Below are 22549 nucleotides of genomic sequence, written 5' to 3'. Positions count from 1 at the left end.
TTCGAGTCTTCAAACACCTTGACCCTTGACACGCCTGTCTTCAATATGGGAGCGCTCCCACTGGTTCAAGGCTTGTTGCTCCTCCCCACATCTCCACGAGCACCTCCGAGCCCGCTAGGAGGAACCAGCACCATGCACCCCCGACACAGACGCCGCGTCACGCGGCGGTTCTGGACCGCTGTCGTGGCGGCCCTCGCCCTCCCCTTGACCATGCTCGCGACGGGCACAACTCCCGCACAAGCGGCGGCAGTTCAGTGCAGCGTCGACTACAAGACGAACGACTGGGGGTCCGGTTTCACCGCGGATCTGACGATCACCAACCGCGGTACGGACGTCATCAACGGCTGGACACTGACGTACACCTACGCGGGCAACCAGAAGCTCAGCAACGGCTGGAACGGCACCTGGTCCCAGTCCGGCCAGACGGTCACCGTGCAGAACGCGACGTACAACGCGACGATCGCCGCCGGCGCCGCCGTCAGCACCGGTGGGCAGTTCACGTACAGCGGCGCCAACGCGGCGCCGACCTCGTTCGCGATCAACGGGACGACCTGCGCCGGGGCCCACCAGCCCCCGGTCACGGTGCTGACCAGTCCGACCGCGGGCGCGGTCTACTCGCAGGGCACCGCGGTGCCGATGGCGGCCACCGCGGCTGCGGCGGACAACGCGACGATCACCAAGATCGAGTTCTACGACGACACCACGCTGCTCGGCACGGACACGACCGCGCCCTACACGTACTCGGCCACCGGCCTGGCCGTCGGAAGTCACTCGCTGCTGGCGAAGGCCTACGACAGCCTGGGCGCCTCGGCGCCGTCCACCCCGGTCGGCATCACGGTCGCCTCGGGTCCCGCCGTGGTCGCCGTGCCGACCCAACTCGGCGTCCAGCAGGGCAAGACGGGCACGTACGACGTGAAGCTGTCGACGCAGCCGAGCGCGAACGTGACCGTGGCGACGGCCCGGGCGAGCGGCAACACGGGCCTGTCGGTGACGGGCGGCGCCTCGCTCACCTTCACGCCGTCGAACTGGAACACGGCCCAGAAGGTGACGATCACCGCCAACGCGACGGGCACCGGATCGGCGGCCTTCGACTCGACGGCCACCGGCCACGCCAAGGCGACGGTCACCGTCACCGAGCTGGCGGCCTCGAAGGTGTACGACGCCCGCTTCCTGGACCTCTACGGCAAGATCACCAACCCGGCGAGCGGCTACTTCTCCCCCGAGGGCATCCCCTACCACTCGGTGGAGACACTGATCGTCGAGGCGCCGGACCACGGCCACGAGACCACGTCGGAGGCGTACAGCTACCTCCTGTGGCTCCAGGCCATGTACGGCAAGGTGACGGGCGACTGGACCAAGTTCAACGGCGCCTGGTCGATCATGGAGCAGTACATGATCCCCACCCACGCCGACCAGCCGACCAACTCCTTCTACAACGCGTCGAAACCGGCGACGTACGCCCCCGAGTGGGACCTGCCGAGCCAGTACCCGGCTGCGCTCAACACCGGCGTCTCGGTCGGCACCGACCCGATCGCGGCCGAGCTGAAGACCGCGTACGGCACGGACGACGTCTACGGTATGCACTGGCTCCAGGACGTCGACAACGTGTACGGCTACGGCAACTCGCCCGGCAAGTGCGAGGCGGGCCCGACGGACACCGGCCCCTCCTACATCAACACCTTCCAGCGCGGACCGCAGGAATCGGTGTGGGAGACCGTTCCGCAGCCGACCTGCGACGCCTTCAAGTACGGCGGTACGAACGGGTACCTGGACCTGTTCACCGGCGACGCGTCGTACGCGAAGCAGTGGAAGTTCACCAACGCCCCGGACGCCGACGCGCGCGCCGTGCAGGCCGCGTACTGGGCGGACATCTGGGCGAAGCAGCAGGGCAAGGGCAGTGACGTCTCGGCCACCATCGGCAAGGCGGCCAAGATGGGCGACTACCTGCGCTACTCGATGTACGACAAGTACTTCAAGAAGATCGGCAACTGTGTCGGCCCGACGGCCTGCGCCGCCGGAACCGGCAAGGACGCCTCGCACTACCTGATGTCCTGGTACTACGCGTGGGGCGGCGCCACCGACACCTCGGCGGGCTGGGCCTGGCGCATCGGCTCCAGCCACACGCACGGCGGCTACCAGAACCCCCTGGCCGCCTACGCGCTCAGCTCGTACGCCGACCTGAAGCCCAAGTCGGCGACAGGGCAGGCGGACTGGACGAAGTCACTGCAGCGGCAGGTCGAGTTCTACCGCTGGCTCCAGTCCGACGAGGGTGCCATCGCGGGCGGCGCGACCAACAGCTGGGCAGGCCGCTACGCGACCCCGCCGGCCGGTACGTCGACCTTCTACGGCATGTACTACGACGAGAAGCCGGTGTACCACGACCCGCCGTCCAACCAGTGGTTCGGCTTCCAGGCGTGGTCCATGGAGCGGGTCGCCGAGTACTACCAGCAGACGGGGAACGCGGCGGCGAAGACCGTCCTGGACAAGTGGGTCGACTGGGCCCTGTCCAAGACGACCATCAACCCCGACGGCACCTACCGCATCCCGTCGACGCTCCAGTGGTCGGGCCAGCCCGACACCTGGAACGCCACAACTCCGGGCGCCAACGCGGGACTTCACGTCACCGTGGCCGACTACACCAACGACGTGGGCGTGGCGGCGGCGTACGCCAAGACGCTGACGTACTACGCCGACCGCTCCGGTGACACCGAGGCGGCGACGACGGCGAAGGCGCTGCTGGACGGCATGTGGGCCAACTACCAGGACAGCCTGGGCATCGCCGTTCCGGAGACCCGCACCGACTACAACCGGTTCGACGACGCTGTCTACGTGCCGTCGGCCTGGACGGGGAAGATGCCGAACGGCGACACGGTCAACTCGTCGTCGACCTTCATCTCGCTCCGCTCCTTCTACAAGAACGACCCCAACTGGTCGAAGATCGAGGCGTACCTGGCGGGCGGCGCCGCGCCCTCGTTCACCTATCACCGGTTCTGGGCCCAGGCGGACATAGCCCTCGCCATGGGCTCGTACGCGGAGCTACTCGAATAGCCCCCGCCGAGCGCTCCGCGGATTGAGCCGTTCGGCTGCGGATCCGTTGTGGTCGGTCGCCTCCGCGCGACAGAGCCGTACATCGGATACACCCCCGCGCCCCTCCCAGGGCGCGGGGGTAGGCACCGCTCCTTCCGCGGAACCGCTCGATGGCTCCGCGAACACGGTCTCGTCACCGGACGACGGGACCACCTGGCCGGGCTGCCCCCACCCGCACTGGGGGCAGCCCGGCAACTCTCGCGATACGGAGAAAGCGCTTACCGTCCGGTGCCTTCCCCATCCCCCACCCGGAGAGGACCCCCATGCGAAGAACCCGTATCCTCACGGCCGTACTGACCCTGGCCGCCGGTCTGCTGGCGGGCAGCCAACTCGCCCTCGCCGCCCCGAGCGCCGCGGAGGTGACGCTCGCGGCCGACACGTACACCTGGAAGAACGCCCGCATCGACGGCGGCGGTTTCGTCCCGGGCATCGTCTTCAACCGCACCGAGAAGAACCTGGCGTACGCCCGTACGGACATCGGCGGCGCCTACCGCTGGCAGGAGTCGACGAAGACATGGACCCCGCTGACGGACTCGGTCGGCTGGGACCGCTGGGGCCACACCGGTGTGGTCAGCCTCGCCTCCGACTCCGTGGACCCGAACAAGGTGTACGCGGCTGTCGGCACGTACACGAACAGCTGGGACCCCGGAAACGGTGCCGTACTGAGGTCGGGCGACCGGGGCGCGAGCTGGCAACGGGCCGATCTGCCCTTCAAGTTGGGCGGCAACATGCCCGGCCGGGGCATGGGTGAGCGCCTCGCGGTCGACCCGAACCGGAACAGCGTGCTGTATCTGGGCGCGCCCAGCGGCAAGGGTCTGTGGCGGTCGACGGACTCGGGGGCGACCTGGTCGCAGGTGGCGAACTTCCCCAACGTCGGCAACTACGCGCAGGATCCGACCGACACCAGCGGGTACTCCAGCGACAACCAGGGCATCGTCTGGGTCACCTTCGACGAGTCGACGGGCACGTCGGGCATCGCGACCCGCACGATCTACGTCGGGGTCGCCGACAAGGACAACGCGGTGTACCGCTCGACGGACGCGGGCGCCACCTGGTCGCGGGTCTCCGGGCAGCCCACCGGCTATCTGGCCCACAAGGGCGTACTGGACGCGAAGAACGGCTACCTCTACCTGCCGTACAGCGACAAGGGCGGCCCCTACGACGGCGGCAAGGGCCAGTTGTGGCGGTACGCGACGGCCACCGGCACGTGGACGAACATCAGCCCGGTCGCGGAGGCGGACACCTACTACGGGTTCAGCGGTCTGACGATCGACCGGCAGAAGCCGGGCACGGTGATGGCGACGGCGTACAGCTCCTGGTGGCCGGACACGCAGCTCTTCCGCTCCACGGACAGCGGCGGCACCTGGACGAAGGCCTGGGACTACACCTCGTACCCCACCCGCGCGAACCGCTACACGATGGACGTCTCGTCCTCACCGTGGCTGACCTTCGGCGCGAACCCGTCGCCGCCCGAACAGTCGCCGAAACTGGGGTGGATGACGGAGGCGCTGGAGATCGACCCGTTCAACTCGAACCGCATGATGTACGGAACGGGCGCGACGATCTACGGCACCGAGAACCTCACCAACTGGGACAGCGGCAGTCAGTTCAGCATCAAGCCCATGGTCCAGGGCCTGGAGGAGACGGCGGTCAACGACCTCGCGGCTCCCCCGTCGGGCGGGGCGGTACTGCTCAGCGCCCTCGGCGACATCGGCGGCTTCCGCCACACGGATCTCGCCAAGGTCCCCTCGATGATGTTCACTTCACCGAACTTCACCACCACCACGAGCCTCGACTTCGCCGAGACCAACCCGGGGATCGTGGCCCGCGTCGGCGATCTGGACTCCGGCCCGCATGTCGCGTTCTCGACGGACAACGGCGCCAACTGGTTCGCGGGGACCGACCCTTCGGGCGTCTCGGGCGGCGGCACGATCGCGGCGGCCTCGGACGGCAGCCGGTTCGTGTGGAGCCCGGCGGGCACGGGCGTGCAGTACGCGACGGGATTCGGTACGTCGTGGGCCGCCTCGTCGGGCATCCCGGCGGGCACGGGCGTGCAGTACGCGACGGGATTCGGTACGTCGTGGGCCGCCTCGTCGGGCATCCCGGCGGGTGCGACCGTCGAGTCGGACCGGGTGGACCCCAAGACGTTCTACGGCTTCAAGTCGGGCAAGTTCTATGCGAGTTCGGACGGTGGCGCGACCTTCACCGCGTCGGCGGCGACCGGTCTCCCGGCCGGCGACAGCGTGCGCTTCAAGGCCCTGCCGGGAACGAAGGGCGACATCTGGCTGGCGGGCGGCGCGACGGACGGTGCGTACGGCCTGTGGCACTCGACGGACGGCGGGGCGACGTTCACCAAGCTGTCGAACGTCGAGCAGGCGGACACGGTCGGCTTCGGCAAGGCGGCGACGGGTGCGTCGTACCAGACGCTCTACACGAGCGCGAAGATCGCCGGCGTACGCGGCATCTTCCGCTCCACGGACAGGGGCGCGAGCTGGACTCGCATCAACGACGATGCCCACCAGTGGGGTTGGACGGGATCGGCCATCACCGGTGACCCGAGGGTGTACGGGCGCGTGTACGTGTCGACGAACGGGCGCGGTGTCGTCTACGGCGAGTCTTCAGACACGAGCGGTGGCGGCGGAGGTGGCACGGACCCGACGCCCACACCCACGCCGACGCCGACACCTACTACGCCGACAGGGGCCTGCACGGTGACGTACAAGGTCACCAGCGAGTGGTCGGGCGGCTTCCAGGCGGACGTGAAGCTCAGCAACACCGGCACGACCGCCTGGGCCGGCTGGTCACTCGGCTGGTCCTTCCCGAACGGTCAGACCGTCTCGCAGCTCTGGAACGCCGAGTACACCCAGTCGGGCGCGGCGGTGACGGCGAAGAACGTGAACTGGAACGCGAACGTGACGGCGGGCTCGTCGGTGAGCTTCGGGTTCACGGGCAACTGGTCGGGCACGAACGGAAAACCGACAGCGTTCAAGCTGGGCGACCAGAGCTGCACGGTCGCCTGACGCACTCCGGTGGGCGTGCGCTCGGCGGAGCGCACGCCCACCGGTTTCCCCCCGCACACCTCCAACATTCATCCTGATCGTCGGTATCGGCATCGGGTCCGCCGGCGGCGGTGGCACGGAGAAGACGAGCGCCGACCCGGCACCCACCGTCACGAAGACCGTGGGCGCTGCCGCCGAAGGCGTGCCCGGACCCGCTCCCACCGTGACTGTCACCGAAACGGCGAAGGCCAAGGCCGCGCCCAAGGAGGAGGCCGCCCCGGCGCCCGAGGGGAAGGCCGTGTTCAAGGTCTGGGGCTCGGCTCCGAACGGCGTCGACATCACGTACGGAAGCCACGGCACCAACCTGGAGGGCAGTCGGCTGCCCATGACGAAGACGCTGACCGTCGACGAGGACTCCCTCTACTGCCAGGTCTCCGCACAGCTCATGGGAGGCGGCGACGTCCAGTGTTCCGTCACGATCGACGGAAAGACAGACCAAGACAGGCCGCTCCAAGGGCAGTTACAACATCTGCTCGGCCCAGCTCAACGGCGACTTCTCCGGCGGATTCAGCTGATCGAGGGGGCGGGACACGAAACGGCGGCCGTGCCGGACGCGCACAGCCGCCGTTCCTGTGCCGTCCGCTACGGCGTGTACACCGTCGGCCTCGGTGCCGTCGGCATGCCGTTGCCGATGAAGAAGCTGGGGTGCGGGGGCTGGTTGTAGGCAGTGTTCTGCCAGGCGATGCCCGTGCGGTACATCGTGTCGTGCAGGAGGGTCGTGATCTTCGTCGCGGTCTCGACCGGTGTCGAGTAGATGCGCAGGGCCGTGTTGTCGCTGGTCGCCCAGACGACCTCCTCGCGCCAGTCGCCGAAGAGGTCCCCGGAGAGCGCCGGGGTGGCCTTCGTGCTGTTGTTGGAGTGGACCGACGCGCCGGTCAGCAGGCGGGTGTCGGAGGACGTGCCGTACTTGTCGATGTGCGTGCCGTCGAGGAGTTCACGGACCGGGTCGCCGTCCCACCAGGACAGGAAGTTGACGGAGGAGGGTTCGCGGCCCTTGGTGGCGCCGGCCTCGTCGCGGATCGAGGAGTCCGAGGCCGACCAGACCTCCGCCCCGTCGTTGCCCGCCCAGATGTCCCCGGCGACTCCCCGGCCGTTGTCGCAGCAGGCGGCGAGCTTCCAGTTGACCGCGCCGTTCGCCGGGTTGATGTACAGCTCGGCCGGCTGGGAGGTGGACTCGGACACCTTGAAGTACTCCAGGCCGGCGTGCGCCGGGTCGAGGTCGCCGAGATGCTGGGCGTCGCCGTGTCCCGTCTTCGTCGTCCACAGTCCGTTGCCGTTGTCGTCGACGGCCATCGCCCCGTAGACGATCTCGTCCTTGCCGTCGCCGTCGACGTCCCCGACGGACAGACTGTGCGAGCCCTGGCCGTCGAATCCCTTGCCGCTGTTGGTGGACGAGCTGGAGTCGAAGGTCCAGCGACGCGTGAACGCCCCGTTCCGCCAGTCCCAGGCCGCGAGCACCGTACGCGTGTAGTAGCCGCGCGCCATGATCAGGGAGGGCCGGGCGCCGTCCAGATAGGCGGTACCGGCGAGGAACCGGTCGACCCGGTTGCCGTAGGAGTCGCCCCAGGACGAGACGGTGCCGCGCGCCGGGACGTAGTCGACGGTGCCCATCGCCTTGCCAGTCTGCCCGTTGAACATGGTCAGGTACTCGGGCCCGGAGAGCACGTACCCGCTCGAATTCCGGTAGTCCGCCGACGAGTTGCCGATGACGGCACCTGTCCCGTCGACCGTCGCGTCCGCCGTCTTCATGGCGACCTCGGCCTTGCGGTCGCCGTCGTAGTCGTACACCTGGAACTGTGTGTAGTGCGCGCCCGAGCGGATGTTGCGGCCCAGGTCGATCCGCCACAGCCGGGTGCCGTCGAGCTTGATCCCGTCGACGATCGTGTTGCCGGTGTACCCCGACTGGGAGTTGTCCTTGGCGTTGGTGGGCTGCCACTTCAGTACGAAGTCGAGGGCGCCGTCACCGTCCAGGTCGCCGACCGAGGCGTCGTTCGCCTCGTACGTGTAGGCGACCCCGTCGGGCGTCGTGCCGCCGGCGGGCGGGGTGATCGGGACGTCCTTGTATCCGGTGCGGAACTGGATCGCGTGGACGGAGTCGGCCTGTTCCACGCCCCCGACGATCGCCCGGACCGTGTAGTCGGCCTGGGCGGCCGCACCCGAGTGGAAGTAGTTCGTGGAGCCGGTGACCGGCGTCGAGTTGACCTTCGTACCCGCCCGGTAGACGTTGAAGGACACGTCGTTCGGGTCGGTGCCGAGCCAGCGCCAGCTGACCAGGTTGCCGCTGTCGGTGTGCACGCTGACGACGCCTCGGTCGAGCGCCTCGACCTGCCGGGCGGTGGCGGCCTCGGCCGGTGCGGCGGAGAGCGCCACGAGCCCTGCGGCGGCGAGGGCTCCGGCGGTCACGGCGGACAGCAGGGTCCGGCGTCTGGTGCGGGTGGGGGGATGGGGCTGGGCATGCGGCTGCGGGTGCTGCACGGTACCTACCTCCTGCGGGGCGGACGGGTTCCACTCCTCAGTCGCCGCCGTCAGCAAGGGAGTTGCCGCTCGTGTGCGCCAAGTTGCCGTATCGCGCGGCCAGTTCCGTCACCGTCCGCGCGATCCGCTCCCGCAGTTCGGCCGGCGCCAGCACCTCGACGCCCGTACCCAGTCTCAGGAACTCCTCGTGGGCGCGGTCGACGGACTCGATCGGTACCGTCGCCAGGGTCCAACCCTGTTCATCGGTACGGCCGTTGGCCTCGACGGCGTCGGATGCGGGCCTCGGCAGCCGCACGCCGGGCGCGAGCCGCACCACCGCCTCGCCGCGGTGCAGCCGGTCATGGAAGTCACGCTGGTACGCCGTCCAGTGCGCGGCCAGGTCGAAGGTGTCGGGGCGGACGAACTCCGCACCGGACGCCATGAGTTCGAGGATCTGGTCGACACGGAAGGTGCGGGGCCCGGGTCCCGCGACGACGTACCAGCGCCCCGCCTTCAGCACCAGTCCGTACGGCTCCAGGCGGCGCTCCACATCGGTGGGTTCGGCCCAGCGCCGGTACAGGACGTGCAGGACACGGCTGTTCCACACCGCGTCGGCGACCGCCGGGAGGTACGGCGTCTCCTCGGCATCCGCGTACCAACCGGGCGCGTCGAGGTGGAAGCGGCCGCTGATCCGGTCGGCGTGGGCGCGCAGTTCCGGCGGCAGTGCGGCGCGGACCTTGAGCTGGGCGGCGGCGAGGACCGAACCGAGGCCCAGCTCGGCGGCCGGTCCCGGCACCCCGGCGAGGAACAGGGCCTCGGCCTCGTCGGCGTTCAGGCCCGTCAGCCGGGTGCGGTAGCCGTCGAGCAGACGGTAGCCGCCGGCGTGACCCGCGTCGCCGTACAGCGGCACGCCCGCCGCGCTCAGCGCCTCGACGTCCCGGTAGACCGTGCGCACCGAGACCTCCAGCTCCTCGGCGAGCTGGGCGGCGGTCATCCGCCCCCGGGTCTGGAGCAGCAGCAGGACGGACAGCAGCCGACTGGACCTCACGCGAACCTCACCCACTTCACTGCCACAGGATGTCAGGGAAGTGGCCTTAGCGTCCCCTCATGCCCAACGCCCCCGGTACCCCCGTCACCGCTGTCACCCCGTTCGCCGAGAAACTGCTGACCGTCCTCCCACCCATCGTGGTGGCCGGCCGGCACATCAAGCGCTACCACGTCACGGCCGACCCGGGCGGCATCGCCCCCGACGTCCAGGAGGCCGCGTACGCGATGCTGCCGAAGCTGCTCCCGGAGCCGGACGGTACCCCGCCCGCCACCTTCGTCGTCCTGCACCGGGGCGGCGACGACGGCGCCTACCTCAACGCGTACAGCTGGGTGTGGGACAACGTCCTGCACTTCCGGGGCGCGGCGGCGGGCCAGCCGGTGCTGGGCTGCCCGGACCGTGACCCCACGCACTTCGTCACGCCTGACACCCCCTGGATCGGCTGTGTCTGGGAGCTGCCGCCGATCCTGCACGAACGCGACGCCTGGGTACGGCACTTGCTGGTGCCCCAAGTCCCCGACCTCAACGCCTACTTGGTCGACAGCCTGCCCGAGGGAACCACCGGAGACCGCTCATGAGCAGCCCGCGCGAATTCGACTTCCTGCCCGGCGAGTGGACGGTCCACAACCGCCGCCGCACCGGCCCATGCCCCCGGAAGCATGGTTCCTCAGGACGACCACGGCTTCCGGAACGCCCGCAGCGTGAACACCGGGTCCGGGCGGGGGCGGTCCTGGTCGGGCAGCGCCTCCAGGCGGGCGGCGAAGCCGTCGGCGAGCGGGTCGCCCGGCGGTAACGTCATGAACCACCCGCGCCGCAGGTCCGCGACGGCCCGCCGGGGACTGCGCCCCTGGCCGCGCCCCGGGAAGCGCGCCTCCCCCGCCGGAACCAGGCCGTGCCCGACGGCGTGCGCCTCGACGACGGCGGCAGCGTCCGGTGCCGCGCGCCAGGGACGCGAGGCGAGGACGGCGTCGATGTCACTGCCCACGTTGTGCGAGGCGCCCTTGTCGACGGTGGTGACGTACACCCCGCCCGGCCGCAGTACCCGCGCGCACTCCCCCACGATGGCCCCGACATCCTCGGCCCGACCGGCGAGATGCAGCAGCCACACACTCGTCACCGCCTCCAACCGGCTTTCTGCAAAGGGGAGTTGACGACTGTCTGCGAGTACGACGGCACCGGGCAGCCGGGCGGCGGCCCGTCTGGCCATCGCGTCGGTCAGGTCGACGCCCACCACCCGCATCCCGGCCCGCGCCGCCGCGAGCCGCCGGGTCACGATGCCCGTACCGCACCCCACGTCGAGCAGGCTGCGCGTCTCCTCGGGTACGAGACCCAGTACGGCCTTAGCGGCGGCCGCCGCCCTGGGCTCGCCGCCGCGCGAGGCGTCGTACCGCTCCGCCTCCTGGTTGTAGTCCAGCACGATCGCGGTCCCTCGGCCCGGTCAGCTCGCCCCATGCCCCGGTGCGAGGGCCTCGACTCTGCGGGCGAGCCGGAAGTCGAGGTCCGTGACAGCGCCGCCCGCGCTGTGGGTGTTCACGGTGAGTGACACGGTGTCGTAGCCGAGGGTGAGGTCGGAGTGGTGGCCCAGTTCCTCCTGGACCTGGGCGATGTGGATGACCAGCGCCGTCGCGGCGAAGTGCGAGCCGAGACGGTAGGAACGGGCGATACGGTCTCCGACGAGCGACCAGCCAGGCAGCTCCGCCAACCGGTCCTCGATCTCCTTCTGCGACAGCGGTTCGACGGCCATGGCCACGCTCCTTCCCTGATGTGGGGTGCCCTCCAAGCGTGCCACAGGCCGGGCGTTCCGGCCCAGGTCAGGAGGGTGCCCGCCGACCGTTTCGCGCTTCGGGTACCGGCCGCTCGTCCGTCCACCCCCTCGCCGACGTTCCTCGGCTACGGTCGTCGCATGACCACGGTCCCTACCGGCGGCGCGGCCCGCCCCATCGCCCCCACGGACAAGGCTCGGAAGCCGCGCGAGGGAGTCGGTCCGCTGCTGCGGGACTGGCGGGAGCGGCGACGCGTCAGCCAGCTCGAACTGGCACTGCGGGCCGACTCGTCCGCCCGCCACATCAGCTTCGTCGAGACGGGCCGCTCCCGCCCGGGCGAGGACCTGCTCCTGCGGCTGGCGGAACACCTGGACGTCCCGGTCCGGGACCGCAACGCCCTGCTCCTGGCGGCCGGTTACGCCCCGCGCTACCGCGAGACCCCGCTCGACGACCCGGCCCTGGAGTCCCTGCGCGACGGCGTCGAGCGGCTGATCCGGGGCTACGAGCCCTACCCGGCGTTCGTGGTCGACGCCACGTACGACGTCCTGGCCGCCAACCGGGGCATCCTGATGCTCCTCGACGGTCTCCCCGAGTCCGTGCTGGCGCCCCCGCTGAACGCGATGCGCCTGACCCTGCACCCGGAGGGCCTGGCCCCGCGCATCCGCAACTTCCCCGAGTGGCGCGGGCATCTGCTCGCCCAGATGGAACGCCAGATCGCCCTGCACCGCTCGGACCCGCTGCGCGCGCTGTACGAGGAGGTCGCCGCGTACCCGGCGCCGGAGACACGGGAGAGCCAGGGGGACCGGAAGGACCACTCCGACTCCGCGTCCGCATCCACGTCCACGTTCGAGTTCGCGCTGCCGATGCGGATCGAGCACGAGGGCCGAGTGCTCTCCTTCGTCTCGTCGATCTCCACCTTCAACACCCCGATGGACGTCACCGTCGCCGAGCTGGCCATCGAGACACTTCTCCCGGCCGACCCGGCGACGGTCGAATACCTTCACTCGATGATGAGTTGAGAGCAGTCACAGCGACCTCTCAGCGCCCCGCCCTCAGCGATACGTACTGCAGCGCGGCGAACCCCGCCACGACGGCCGCCTGCAGCACCGTCCACACCGCCCCTGCCGTGCTCGGGGTGAGCCACAGGGCCGGCGCGACGCAACTGAGCACCGCCCAGGCGAGGTTGATCTCGATCACCATCCGCACCGGCAGCACTGCCGGACGTTCGCGCGAGGCCAGCCATCCGACGGCCCCGGCGTACACGGCGAGGAAGACGCCGAGTTCGAGCAGCAGTCCCGAGCCGACGCCGAGGAAACGGGCGAGCGGTCCGGCCGCCACCAGATAGGCGATCGCGTTCGCGCCGGTCACCGACGCGTCCAGCGCCAGGAAACGGCGCAGCATCACGGACGGTTCGGCGGACCGGGCGGCGAGCGCGGCGAACTGGGTTGCGGGCATGGCGGATTCCCTCCATCGAGGTCGAGGCAGAAGTCGGGGCAGAGGTCGAAACAGGACCTGAACCGGGTTCCGGACCGGAGTGCGCCGCCCCGGAACCCGTTGACACCACTCTTCCGCGCGGGCCCACCGGGGTCGATTACCTCCCGGGTAATCTCCGGGCCTCCGACCTGTCGGGCCGACTGCGGAACGTGACACACTGCTCGCGTTACTTCGGCGCGTAGGGGAGGCGTGGCGTGAGTGAGCGGCGGGCTGCGCCCACCGTGGGCCAAGTGGTGCTCGGGCGACGGCTCCAGGAGCTGCGCGAGGCCGCCGGGCTGAAACGGGAAGAGGCCGCGCGAGTCCTGCGGGTGGCCCCGGCGACCGTACGGCGGATGGAAATGGCCGAGGTCTCCCTCAAGATCCCGTACGTACATGTGCTGTTGACGGCGTACGGCGTCCCCGAGGACGAAGTGGCCATCTTCGTGGACCTGACCGAGGAGGCGAACGCGCCCGGCTGGTGGCAGCGGTTCTCCGACGTCCTGCCGGACTGGTTCAGCATGCATGTGAGCCTGGAGGGCTCCGCCCGGCTGATCCGCTCCTACGAACCGCACTTCGTGCCCGGCCTGTTGCAGACCCCGGAGTACGCGCGTGCCGTCATGGAGGCCGGGACGATCGGGCACACGGGCCCCGAGGCGGTCGAGCGGCATGTGTCGTTGCGCATGGCCCGGCAGAAGCTGCTGACCCGCGAACACCCGCCCCACCTCTGGGTGATCATCGACGAGACCGTGCTGCGAAGGCCCGTGAGCATCGACGGCCAGGTCATGCGCGACCAGCTGGACCGGCTCCTCGACGCGTCGGAGAGCGGCCATGTCACCATCCAGGTCGCCGAGTTCAGGGACGGCCCGCATCCGGGCACGTCGGCGCCCTTCGAACTGTTCCGCTTCGCCGAGCCGGAACTGCCCGACATGGTCTACACCGAGTACCTGACCGGTGCGCTCTATCTGGACTCCCGCCGGGAGGTCGCCTCGTATCTGGAGGTCCTGGACCACATGACGGCGGGTGCCGCGTCGGCCCAGCGCACCAAGGAGATCATCGCCGAGTACCGCGACGGCTACTGACCCGCTGATCCACTGGTCCGCCGATCCACAGAACCGGCCGCAGCACCTACGAGAACGAACTCACGGCACTTGAGGAGCACACCGCATGACCGCACCCGAGGGCGCGCCCACCCGCATAGACACCAGCAGACCGCATCCCGCCCGGGTCTACGACTGGTGGCTCGGTGGCAAGGACAACTACCCGGTGGACGAGGAGCTGGCCCGCAGGATCCTCGCCGTCGACGGCACGGTGCTGCGCGGCGCACGCGCCAACCGCCGGTTCATGCAACGCGCCACGCGGACCGCAGCCGAGGCCGGGATCCGCCAGTTCCTCGACATCGGCACGGGTATCCCCACCGAGCCGAACCTGCACCAGGTGGCCCAGGGCGTCGCTCCCGAGGCCAAGGTGGTGTACGCGGACAACGACCCGATCGTCCTGCGGCACGCACAGGCCCTGCTGCACGGTACGGCCGAGGGCACCACCGACTACGTGCACGCCGACGCCCGCGACCCGGAGACGATCCTGCGCCTGGCCGCCGAGTCCCTGGACTTCACCCGGCCCGTCGCGCTGTCGCTGGTCGCGCTGACCCACTACCTCGGCGACGAGCCCGACGGCGACGACGTGCACGGCCTGCTGAAGAAGTACGTCGAGGCACTCGCCCCCGGCAGCTACCTGATCCTCTCCCAGGTCACCCCCGACCTCAGCCCCGAGGCCATCGCGAAGGCCGCCGAGAACTTCCGGCGCAGCGGCACCCCCTTCTTCCCCCGCTCCCTCACGGAGTTCCACCGCTTCTTCGACGGCCTGGAGCTACTGGGCCCCGGCGTGATCCCCGTCTCCGGCTGGCGCCCGGACCCGGAGGACGTGGCAATCCAGGCAGAGGGCATCGTGCCGGTGTACGCAGGGGTGGCCCGCAAACTCTGAAGGTGGCGCGCCCCGCGCCCCTCCAGGGGCGCGGGGAACTGCGCGACCAGCCACAACGAACCCGCAGCCCGCGAACCACCTACACCCCCTGCCCCTTCGCGTCACCACGCTCGTCCCCCTCGTCATCGACAATCTCCGCCTCCACCACACCCTCGTCCTCCCCCGCCGGGGCGGTGTCACCGGTGCCGTGTCCCTCCGTCGGAGACTGTTGCTGAGCCTGCGCGTACATCGCCTGCCCCATCCGCTGGCTGACGGTGGCGAGTTTCTCTACACCGGCCCGCAGCGCACTGATGTCGCTCTCCTGCGCCAGGAGCCCCTTCAGCTCGGCAACGGCATCCGCGACCTCCGACTTCGCCTCCCCCGGCACCCGTTCCTCGTTGTCCCGCACGAACTTCTCGGTCTGGTAGACGAGTTGCTCGGCCTGGTTGCGCGTCTCGGCCGCCTCCCGGCGCCTGCGGTCCTCATCGGCGTACTGCTCGGCCTCGCGCATCATGCGGTCGATGTCGTCCTTGGGGAGCGCCGAGCCGCCCGTGACGGTCATCTTCTGTTCCCGGCCGGTGGCCAGGTCCTTCGCCGAGACGTGCATGATCCCGTTGGCGTCGATGTCGAAGGCGACCTCGATCTGCGGCACGCCTCGTGGGGCCGGCGGCAGCCCGGTGAGGTCGAAGACGCCCAACTTCTTGTTGTACGCGGCGATTTCACGTTCGCCCTGGTAGACCTGGATGCCCACCGAGGGCTGGTTGTCGGCGGCCGTCGTGAAGATCTCCGAACGCCGGGTCGGGATCGTGGTGTTGCGCTCGATGAGCTTGGTCATGATGCCGCCCTTGGTCTCGATGCCGAGGGACAGCGGGGTGACGTCGAGCAGCAGGACGTCCTTCACGTCACCGCGGATGACGCCCGCCTGGAGGGTCGCTCCCAGGGCGACCACCTCGTCCGGGTTGACGCCCTTGTGCGGTTCCTTGCCGGTGAGTTCCTTGACCAGTTCGGTGACGGCGGGCATCCGGGTCGAGCCGCCGACCAGGGTCACGTGGTCGATCGCTGCGAGCTCCACCCCCGCGTCCTTGATCGCCTGGTTGAAGGGCTTCTTGCAGCGGTCGAGCAGGTCGGCGGTCAGCTCCTGGAACTGGGAGCGCGTCAGCTTCTCCTCCAGGTGCAGCGGACCCTCCGCGGAGGCGGTGATGTAGGGCAGGTTGATCGTCGTCTCCGACGAACTCGACAGCTCGATCTTCGCCTTCTCCGCGCCCTCGCGCAGCCGTTGCAGCGCCATCTTGTCGCCCGCGAGGTCGATGCCGTGCTGCCCCTTGAAGCGTTTGACGAGGTGGTCGACGATCCGCTGGTCCCAGTCGTCGCCGCCGAGCCCGGTGTCGCCGTTGGTCGCCTTGACCTCGATGACGCCGTCGCCGATCTCCAGGAGCGACACGTCGAAGGTGCCGCCGCCCAGGTCGAAGACGAGCACGGTCTGCTCCTCGCCCCGGTCGAGGCCGTACGCGAGGGCGGCGGCGGTCGGTTCGTTGATGATCCGCAGCACCTTGAGGCCGGCGATCTCTCCGGCCTCCTTGGTGGCCTGCCGCTGGGAGTCGTCGAAGTACGCCGGCACGGTGATCACCGCGTCCGAGACGTCCTCGCCGAGATACGCCTCCGCGTCCCGCTTCAGCTTCTGGAGCACGCGCGCGGACAGCTCCTGGGCGCGGTAGCGGGTGCCGTCCACGGATCCCTGTTCGGGGAACCGCCAATGACCGTCGCCCATATGACGCTTGACGGAGCGGGCCGTGCGCTCCACGTTCGTCACGGCCTGCCGCTTGGCGACCTCTCCGACGAGCACCTCACCGTTCTTCGCGAAGGCCACGACGGACGGTGTGGTCCTCGCTCCCTCGGCGTTCGCGACGACGGTGGCCTCACCGCCCTCCAGCACGGCCACCACCGAGTTCGTGGTCCCCAGATCGATCCCGACCGCACGTGCCACAGCTGTCCCCTTCCGCCAGGACGCTTCCCGCCCTCCACCACAAGACCTGAGTGCCTGCTCGTCAGTCCTTCCTCCGGGCTCCTTCTTTGAAGTACCCCGAAAACGACGATGCCGCGCACCTCGGACATCGAGGAGCGCGGCAGGGTGCGTGGGCGAACGTCAGGCGAGCTTCGCCGACAGCGTGATCGTCGTGCCGGTCAGGGCCTTGCTGACCGGGCAGTTCTGCTTGGCGTCCTCGGCGGCGGCGACGAAGGCGTCCTCGTCGATGCCCGGCACCGTGCCCTCCACCGTGAGGTGGATGCCGGTGATGCCCTCACCCGGCTGGAAGGTGACGTCGGCCGAGGTCAGGAGCTTGGTGGCCGGGGTTCCCGCACCGGCCAGGGCGTGCGAGAACGCCATCGAGAAGCAGCTGGAGTGGGCGGCGGCGATCAGCTCCTCGGGGCTGGTCTTGCCGTTCGCGTCCTGGGCGCGCGAGGCCCACGTCACGGGCTGCTCGGCGATGGCACCGGAGGAGTCGAAGGTGACAACGCCGTTGCCCTCCAACAGGTTGCCTTCCCAGACGGTGTGTGCAGAGCGCGTGGTAGCCACGGTTCATCCTTTCGCGTGTGGTCCCGAAGCCGGGGTTCCGTATCCCCCATCCGATCACACTCCGGCCGACTTCCGGCTCACTGCACCCTAAAGACCGGCCCACGGGCGGTGAACGGCAGACGAGCGCCCTGCGGAATCAGATAGGCGTGCTCGCGTCGCACCCGCAGGACGTCGCACCAGCCGTCCGTGATGACCAGCACGGGCGCCCCCGGGGGAAAGTCGTCGGCCCGGTGCAGCACGTCGATGCCGGGCTGGAGCACGGTCCCGCCGCGGCCGTGCACCCGGACCCGTTCGGCGATCTCGGTGACCGGCAGATAGCCCGCGTCGTGCGCGGCGGCATCGCAGAACACGACCCGCGCCGCCGGTACGTCCCGTGCTCCGGCGTACGAGGCGATCGCGCCCAGCGCCTTCCCGAGCAGCGTCCGGTCCATCGACCCGGAGGTGTCCAGCACGACCCCGAACGTGCAGCGGGCGATCTCCTCGGGCGGGAAGTACCGCCCCGCGCGCGGGATGTCGGGGGTGGACGACTGACGGCGCGAAGGGCGCGCATACGACCGTACGGGCTCCGGGCGGGGCACGAACTCGTCGAACCAACGGGCGAGTTGGGCGTCCCAGGGCAGCGGCGGATGGTTCAGCGCGCGGATCTCCTCCACCAACCCGCCGGGCAGGTAACCGCGTTCGTGCTGCTGGTGCAGGTTCAGGCCCTGGCCGAGGCCGCGCCGGTAGAACTCGTCGAGGTCGACGTAGTCACGCGGCGATCCCAGCGGGGCGCCCAGCACATCGCAGGCGCCCTTTCCGCGCAGGGTGGACAGGCGGCGCATCCGGCGCAGGTCCTGCGCGATCCGGTCGTACACCTCCTCCGCCGAGAGTCCCTTCAACTCGGCGTCGTGCAGCAGCCCTTCGGGCATCGTGCCGACGTCCATCTCCGCCAGCCAGCCGTTGATGACGTAGTCGCAGGCGACGTTGAAGAGGTACGGGTCGCGTGTTCCGCAGCGGTCGCCGTGGCGCAGTGCGGCGTGCAGCATCTCGTGGGCGAGGACGAACCGCCATTCCTCGTCGTCCAGATGAAGCAGCGGGTTGATGTAGATCTCGCCCGCCTCCGCGTTCACGGCGGCGACGGAGATGCCGTGCGCCTGCGCGAGTTCGAGGTCGGCGACGACCTTGATGCCGGCCGCGATCCCGCCGAGCAGCGGATAGGAGGTGACGAACCAGCTCAACGCCTGCTGCCAGGGCCTCGGTCGGGCGGACTCGTCGGACATGGACTCGCGTCGGCCGCCGGCCACGTCCATCGCCGTCGACATCGTGCGGGTCAGGGCGTGGGCGAAGGCGAGCTGCCAGTCGGGTACCGACGGGGCCCACTTGTCGTACGGTTCGAGCCACTGGTCGGGTTCGCTGCCCGCCGTACCGCAGCCCTCGAACGCGGCCGGGACCGAGCCCGCGCGGCGCCAACGGGCGGCGAGCTGCTCCTCGTCGCCGTCGGGGTAGGCGGCCGGCAGCAGTTCGGGAGCGGTGCCGACCGGGAAGCCGAGCAGGAAACGGTTGACGACGAGGCAGCGGGCGGCGATGTCGTAGCGGTCGGGCTGGACGCGCTCGCCCTTCGCCGCCGGGACGTGCCCGAAGCCGAGGTGGATGAGGCCGTGCGCGATCGCCCACGCCCACCCGGCCGGTTCGGCCCGCCGGGTGGCATGGGCGTGCAGCACCCCGTCGGAGTCCGTGCACACCAGTCCGTCGACGGGCGAGAGGTCGCAGTCCGGGCTCCGGCAGGTGGAGAACCGCACCGACCCGAGCGCCGGGTTGGCGCGCACGAGGGCCAGTCCGGCCTCGTACGCCTCCTTCGCGAGGTCCCTCTTCTTCTGCTGCGCCTGCCGGCTCGCCCGGCTCACCGCCGCGCCTCCACCAGTCGGGGCATGTCCCGCGCCGCCTCGACCAGGAACCAGGCGGGCAGCAGGGGGTTGCCGTCGGCGTCGGCGGCGATGACGCTCTGTGCGACCTCCACCGAGATCTCGGCGAGCTGTACGAGCAGCGACTTGGCGCGGTACGCGGCCTCGCGGCCGTTCGGCGACATGTGCCCCTTGCTGACCGGGAGTTCCTTGACCAGCCGCCCGCGGAACGACTCGGCGAGGTAGTAGAGCAGGTCGCGGTCCTCGATGCGGTGCGGCCAGCGCGCGTCGCCCTTGATGATCGCGTCGATGCCGAACCGGCTGCGCACGATCTTGACGTACCCGCAGAACGCGGTGGCGTGTGTCGGCGTCAGCGCTCCGTGCGCGATCACCTTCAGGGTCTCCTCGTCGAGCGCGGGCCCGAAGGAGTGCAGGGCGTCGGAGAGCATGTGCCAGGAGCGGGGCGTGGAGAAGGGCTCCTCTGTCTTCGGCGGCTTGGACCAGAGGTGGTCGGGGCGGTCGGTGAGGTGGTCCACGACCCAGGGGTGGATGTCGTTGTTCGCGGCCCAGACCAGCCAGTCCTTCGGCGAGGCCTCCAGGTGGACGTGGGCGAGGCGGTTGATCAGTGCGGAGGCGATCGGCCGGGCGAGGGCGTTGTCCGTGGCGCGGTTGCCGGCGCCGATCACGATCGAGCCCTTCGGCAGCTCGTAGTTGCCGATCCGGCGGTCCAGGATCAGCGAGTAGAACGCCTTCTGGACGTCGGGCGTGGCCGCGTTCAGCTCGTCCAGGAACAGGCAGTACGGCTCGTCCCGGGCGATGGCCTCCGGTGGACAGAACACGGACCGCCCGTCCCGGATCTGCGGTACGCCGATCAGGTCCTCCGGCGCCAGCTGCGTACCGAGCAGGCTCACGCACTCCAGTCCCAGCGACTCGGCGAACTCCCTTACCAGGGAGGACTTTCCGATACCGGGGGCGCCCCAGAGGAACACGGGCCGCACAGTCGCGAGACCGAGCAGCAGCTCCGGAATCCGGGAAGGGGTGACGGTGACGGCAGCCTGCACGCAGGTACTCCAAGGGGGTTCGCGGAGGAGGGAGCGCGCAGAGGAGCGCGAGGCCCGGTACGAACAGTGTGGTGACCCGGGCGCGGGAGCGCAGCCGATTTTCCGGCGGCCCGCGCTCAGGCGACCCGGTGGTCCCCGGGAACCCCCAGGGGCACCTGCGGCCCGTTGCACTCGCGCAGCCAGCGCCGCAGTACGCGGTGGATGTGTTCGGCGCCGACCAGTTCCTCCCCCTCCTCGACCGCCGCCGACAGTCCGAGGGGTGCCATCAGGAAGGGCCTGCCCTGAGCACCGCCGAGCCCGCCGTGCGAGCCGATCTGCTCCTCGAAGGCGAGCACCTCGCCCTCGGCGGGGTCGTACCAGGAGTTGACCATGATGTCGGCGGTGTGCGGGAAGGAGTGCGTACGGCGCACCGCGCCCGCCGCGCCGGGACCGAAGTCGGCCAGCGGACCAGGGTGTTCGTCGTCCAGCTCGTCCACCGGGATCTCCGCCCCGTGCGCGCCCAGCACGACCCCGTCGTGCCCCTCGCCTGCGACGAGGACGAAGCCGACGCCGGGATGGTTGGCGAGGGTGGTGAGCAGCGCGGGATGGCGGGCGTCGATCTCCTCCTTGGTCATGCGGTGATGCACGTCCGGGAAGGAGATGAGCCCGAGGTTGCCGGAGGCCAGCACCAGCGGTTCGGAGTGGCGGCCCGGGGGCACGTGCTGCTCGCCGTTCTCCTCGACGGGCCGCCGCAGCGCGGCACGCACGGCGGCCCGCGCCTCGGCCCCGCTGTGGGTGCGCCGCGCCTTTCGCGGTACGGGCAGTCCGCAGCCGGCCCGGACCAGCTCGCCGAGGCCGAGCCCGTACCGCCCCCGGAAGGTCTCGCCGGGGCTCTGCCCGTGGTCGGAGAGGAGGACGATCCGGTACGGGCGGGGCGCGTGCTCGGCGACCTGCGCGATCAACGCGGCGGACCGGTCGAGGCGTTGGAGGACCTTCTCGGCGTCCCGGCTGTGCGGCCCGGAGTGGTGGGCGACCTCGTCGTAGGCGACCAGGTCGGCGTAGACGGCGGTGCGCCCGGCGAGCATGTCGCCCATCACGGCGGCGACGACCACGTCCCGCTCGACGACGGTCGCGAAGGCACGGATGAAGGGGTAGAGGCCGCCGCGAGCGACCCGCGGGCGCCGTTTGCGCATCCGGGCGACGGTCGACTGGCCGATCTCACGGCCGACTTCGGCGACGAAGGACAGTGCTGTGCGGACGGCGTTGGCGGGGTCGGAGAAGTAGGAGAAGTAGCCGGCACGGGAACGGTTCTCCCGGCCGCGCCGCCGGGCCGCGATGGACAGCACGAGGGCCTGCTCGTCGGCGCCGCCGCTGAAGAGGTTGCCCCGGCTGGCCCCGTCGACGGTGAGCAGTCCGCCGTCGCCGGTGCGTTCGACGGCCCGGCGCTGGAGTTCGGCGGCGCTGGTGGGCCGGTTGCAGACCATGACCTCCCCGGTGTCCTTCTCGTACCAGCGGAAGGCCGGGATGTCGTGGTTGGTGCCGTGCAGGATGCCGAGCTGGCTGGCGCCGGTCTGGCTCGACCAGTCGGTGCGCCAGGGGGTGAGCCGGTGGGAGACGCCCAGCCAGCTCGCCACGGTCGGCATGAGCCCCTTCTCCACGGCCCGCACCAGGACGTCGTGGCCGACGCCGTCGAGCTGCAGGAACACCACGCCGGGGGTCGTGGCGCCCTCGATCAGCCGTGCGGTGCCGCGCCGGTCGGCGAGGCGGTAGAGACGTCTTCGGTAGGCGTCGTCGTCCCGTACGGCCAGGGCCGCGCCCGTCGCGGAGGCCACGGCGGACATCACCGCGGCGACCACCACCGCCGTCTCCGGGGCCGCCTCGGGACGGTCGGCCGGGGTCAGCCGCAGGGCGACGAGCAGCAGTGCGCCGTTCAGGAAGAAGACCAGCAGCCCGAGGACGAGGGCGGGCACGAGCAGCAGCAGCCGGACCAGCACCGGCCAGGCCAGGGCCGACAGCAGACCGAAGGCGCCGGCGCCGATGGCCGCGGTGACCGCGATCCGGGTGGCGCTGTCGCCGTCACCGGTCCGGATCTGGAAGTCCGGGAGGATGCCTGCGAGCACCAGCATCGTCAGCGTCGACACGGCCCACACCACGACGCTCCGCCCGATCTGGCTGACGATCCGCCGCCAACGCCCCGCACCCACGTCCCGCACACCT

17 protein-coding genes are annotated in these 22549 nt (G+C 70.3%); 7 read left to right on the top strand and 10 right to left on the bottom strand.

Annotated elements, in window-relative coordinates:
* Positions 1–132: 132 nt before the first annotated feature.
* The 3 genes from OHN74_RS35810 to OHN74_RS35800 all read left to right on the top strand — a co-directional run bounded on the left by OHN74_RS35810 (position 133) and on the right by OHN74_RS35800 (position 6810).
* Positions 133–3048 carry a glycoside hydrolase family 48 protein gene (locus tag OHN74_RS35810; protein ID WP_327698708.1) on the top strand — a complete coding sequence of 972 codons (2916 nt, stop codon included), beginning with the start codon at positions 133–135 and terminating at the stop codon, positions 3046–3048.
* 302 nt (positions 3049–3350) lie between these two features.
* The gene (locus OHN74_RS35805; protein WP_327698707.1) at positions 3351–6107 is read left to right on the top strand and encodes a cellulose binding domain-containing protein; all 2757 of its coding nucleotides are present in this window, start codon (positions 3351–3353) and stop codon (positions 6105–6107) included.
* 202 nt (positions 6108–6309) lie between these two features.
* Positions 6310–6810, top strand: coding sequence for a hypothetical protein (locus OHN74_RS35800; RefSeq protein WP_327698706.1), 501 nt, complete (start codon positions 6310–6312; stop codon positions 6808–6810).
* On the opposite strand, the gene OHN74_RS35795 is transcribed toward OHN74_RS35800, so the two are convergent.
* Positions 6729–8621: a rhamnogalacturonan lyase gene (locus tag OHN74_RS35795; RefSeq protein WP_327698705.1), complete on the bottom strand. Its 1893-nt coding sequence runs from the start codon at positions 8619–8621 to the stop codon at positions 6729–6731. The genes OHN74_RS35800 and OHN74_RS35795 overlap by 82 nt on opposite strands.
* 37 nt (positions 8622–8658) lie before the next feature.
* On the bottom strand, positions 8659–9648 hold the full coding sequence (locus OHN74_RS35790; protein ID WP_327698704.1) for a helix-turn-helix transcriptional regulator: 990 nt from the start codon (positions 9646–9648) through the stop codon (positions 8659–8661).
* Between the two features lie 59 nt (positions 9649–9707).
* On the opposite strand from OHN74_RS35790, the gene OHN74_RS35785 reads away from it, so the two are divergent.
* Positions 9708–10223 (top strand): hypothetical protein, encoded by a 516-nt coding sequence (locus OHN74_RS35785; RefSeq protein WP_327698703.1) that lies wholly within the window; start codon positions 9708–9710, stop codon positions 10221–10223.
* An 89-nt stretch (positions 10224–10312) separates the two neighbouring features.
* On the opposite strand, the gene OHN74_RS35780 is transcribed toward OHN74_RS35785, so the two are convergent.
* Both OHN74_RS35780 and OHN74_RS35775 read right to left on the bottom strand, forming a co-directional pair.
* A complete protein-coding gene (locus tag OHN74_RS35780; RefSeq protein WP_327698702.1) occupies positions 10313–11062 on the bottom strand; it encodes a class I SAM-dependent methyltransferase in 750 nt (249 codons plus the stop codon).
* 21 nt (positions 11063–11083) lie between these two features.
* Entirely contained in the window at positions 11084–11389 is a 306-nt protein-coding gene (locus tag OHN74_RS35775) for a 4a-hydroxytetrahydrobiopterin dehydratase (protein ID WP_327698701.1), read from the bottom strand.
* 159 nt (positions 11390–11548) lie between these two features.
* Between OHN74_RS35775 and OHN74_RS35770 the strand changes: the two genes are divergently transcribed.
* Positions 11549–12427: a helix-turn-helix domain-containing protein gene (locus tag OHN74_RS35770; protein WP_327698700.1), complete on the top strand. Its 879-nt coding sequence runs from the start codon at positions 11549–11551 to the stop codon at positions 12425–12427.
* Between the two features lie 19 nt (positions 12428–12446).
* Here the strand turns inward: OHN74_RS35770 and OHN74_RS35765 are convergent, their stop codons facing one another.
* Positions 12447–12863, bottom strand: a complete 417-nt coding sequence (locus OHN74_RS35765) for a hypothetical protein (protein WP_327698699.1) — start codon at positions 12861–12863, stop codon at positions 12447–12449.
* Between the two features lie 233 nt (positions 12864–13096).
* Between OHN74_RS35765 and OHN74_RS35760 the strand changes: the two genes are divergently transcribed.
* Positions 13097–13960: a helix-turn-helix domain-containing protein gene (locus tag OHN74_RS35760; protein WP_327698698.1), complete on the top strand. Its 864-nt coding sequence runs from the start codon at positions 13097–13099 to the stop codon at positions 13958–13960.
* A gap of 85 nt (positions 13961–14045) precedes the next feature.
* A complete protein-coding gene (locus OHN74_RS35755) occupies positions 14046–14861 on the top strand; it encodes an SAM-dependent methyltransferase (RefSeq protein WP_327698697.1) in 816 nt (271 codons plus the stop codon).
* Positions 14862–14940: 79 nt separating this feature from the next.
* On the opposite strand, the gene dnaK is transcribed toward OHN74_RS35755, so the two are convergent.
* The 5 genes from dnaK to OHN74_RS35730 all read right to left on the bottom strand — a co-directional run bounded on the left by dnaK (position 14941) and on the right by OHN74_RS35730 (position 22545).
* A complete protein-coding gene (gene dnaK / locus OHN74_RS35750; RefSeq protein ID WP_327698696.1) occupies positions 14941–16824 on the bottom strand; it encodes a molecular chaperone DnaK in 1884 nt (627 codons plus the stop codon).
* 159 nt (positions 16825–16983) lie between these two features.
* Complete coding sequence (locus OHN74_RS35745; protein WP_327698695.1) at positions 16984–17412, bottom strand: OsmC family protein; 429 nt, start codon at positions 17410–17412, stop codon at positions 16984–16986.
* Between the two features lie 77 nt (positions 17413–17489).
* The gene (locus tag OHN74_RS35740) at positions 17490–19295 is read right to left on the bottom strand and encodes a vWA domain-containing protein (RefSeq protein ID WP_327698694.1); all 1806 of its coding nucleotides are present in this window, start codon (positions 19293–19295) and stop codon (positions 17490–17492) included.
* The gene (locus OHN74_RS35735) at positions 19292–20353 is read right to left on the bottom strand and encodes an ATP-binding protein (protein ID WP_327698693.1); all 1062 of its coding nucleotides are present in this window, start codon (positions 20351–20353) and stop codon (positions 19292–19294) included. Before OHN74_RS35735 ends, OHN74_RS35740 begins: the two co-directional genes overlap by 4 nt.
* Before the next feature lie 116 nt (positions 20354–20469).
* A complete protein-coding gene (locus OHN74_RS35730; RefSeq protein WP_327698692.1) occupies positions 20470–22545 on the bottom strand; it encodes a phage holin family protein in 2076 nt (691 codons plus the stop codon).
* Positions 22546–22549 lie beyond the last annotated feature (4 nt).

It is taken from the genome of Streptomyces sp. NBC_00459, assembly GCF_036013955.1.
Lineage (GTDB): Bacteria > Actinomycetota > Actinomycetes > Streptomycetales > Streptomycetaceae > Streptomyces.
Note: the sequence above shows the minus strand (reverse complement) of the source record. Positions and strands in the feature narration are given on the sequence as shown.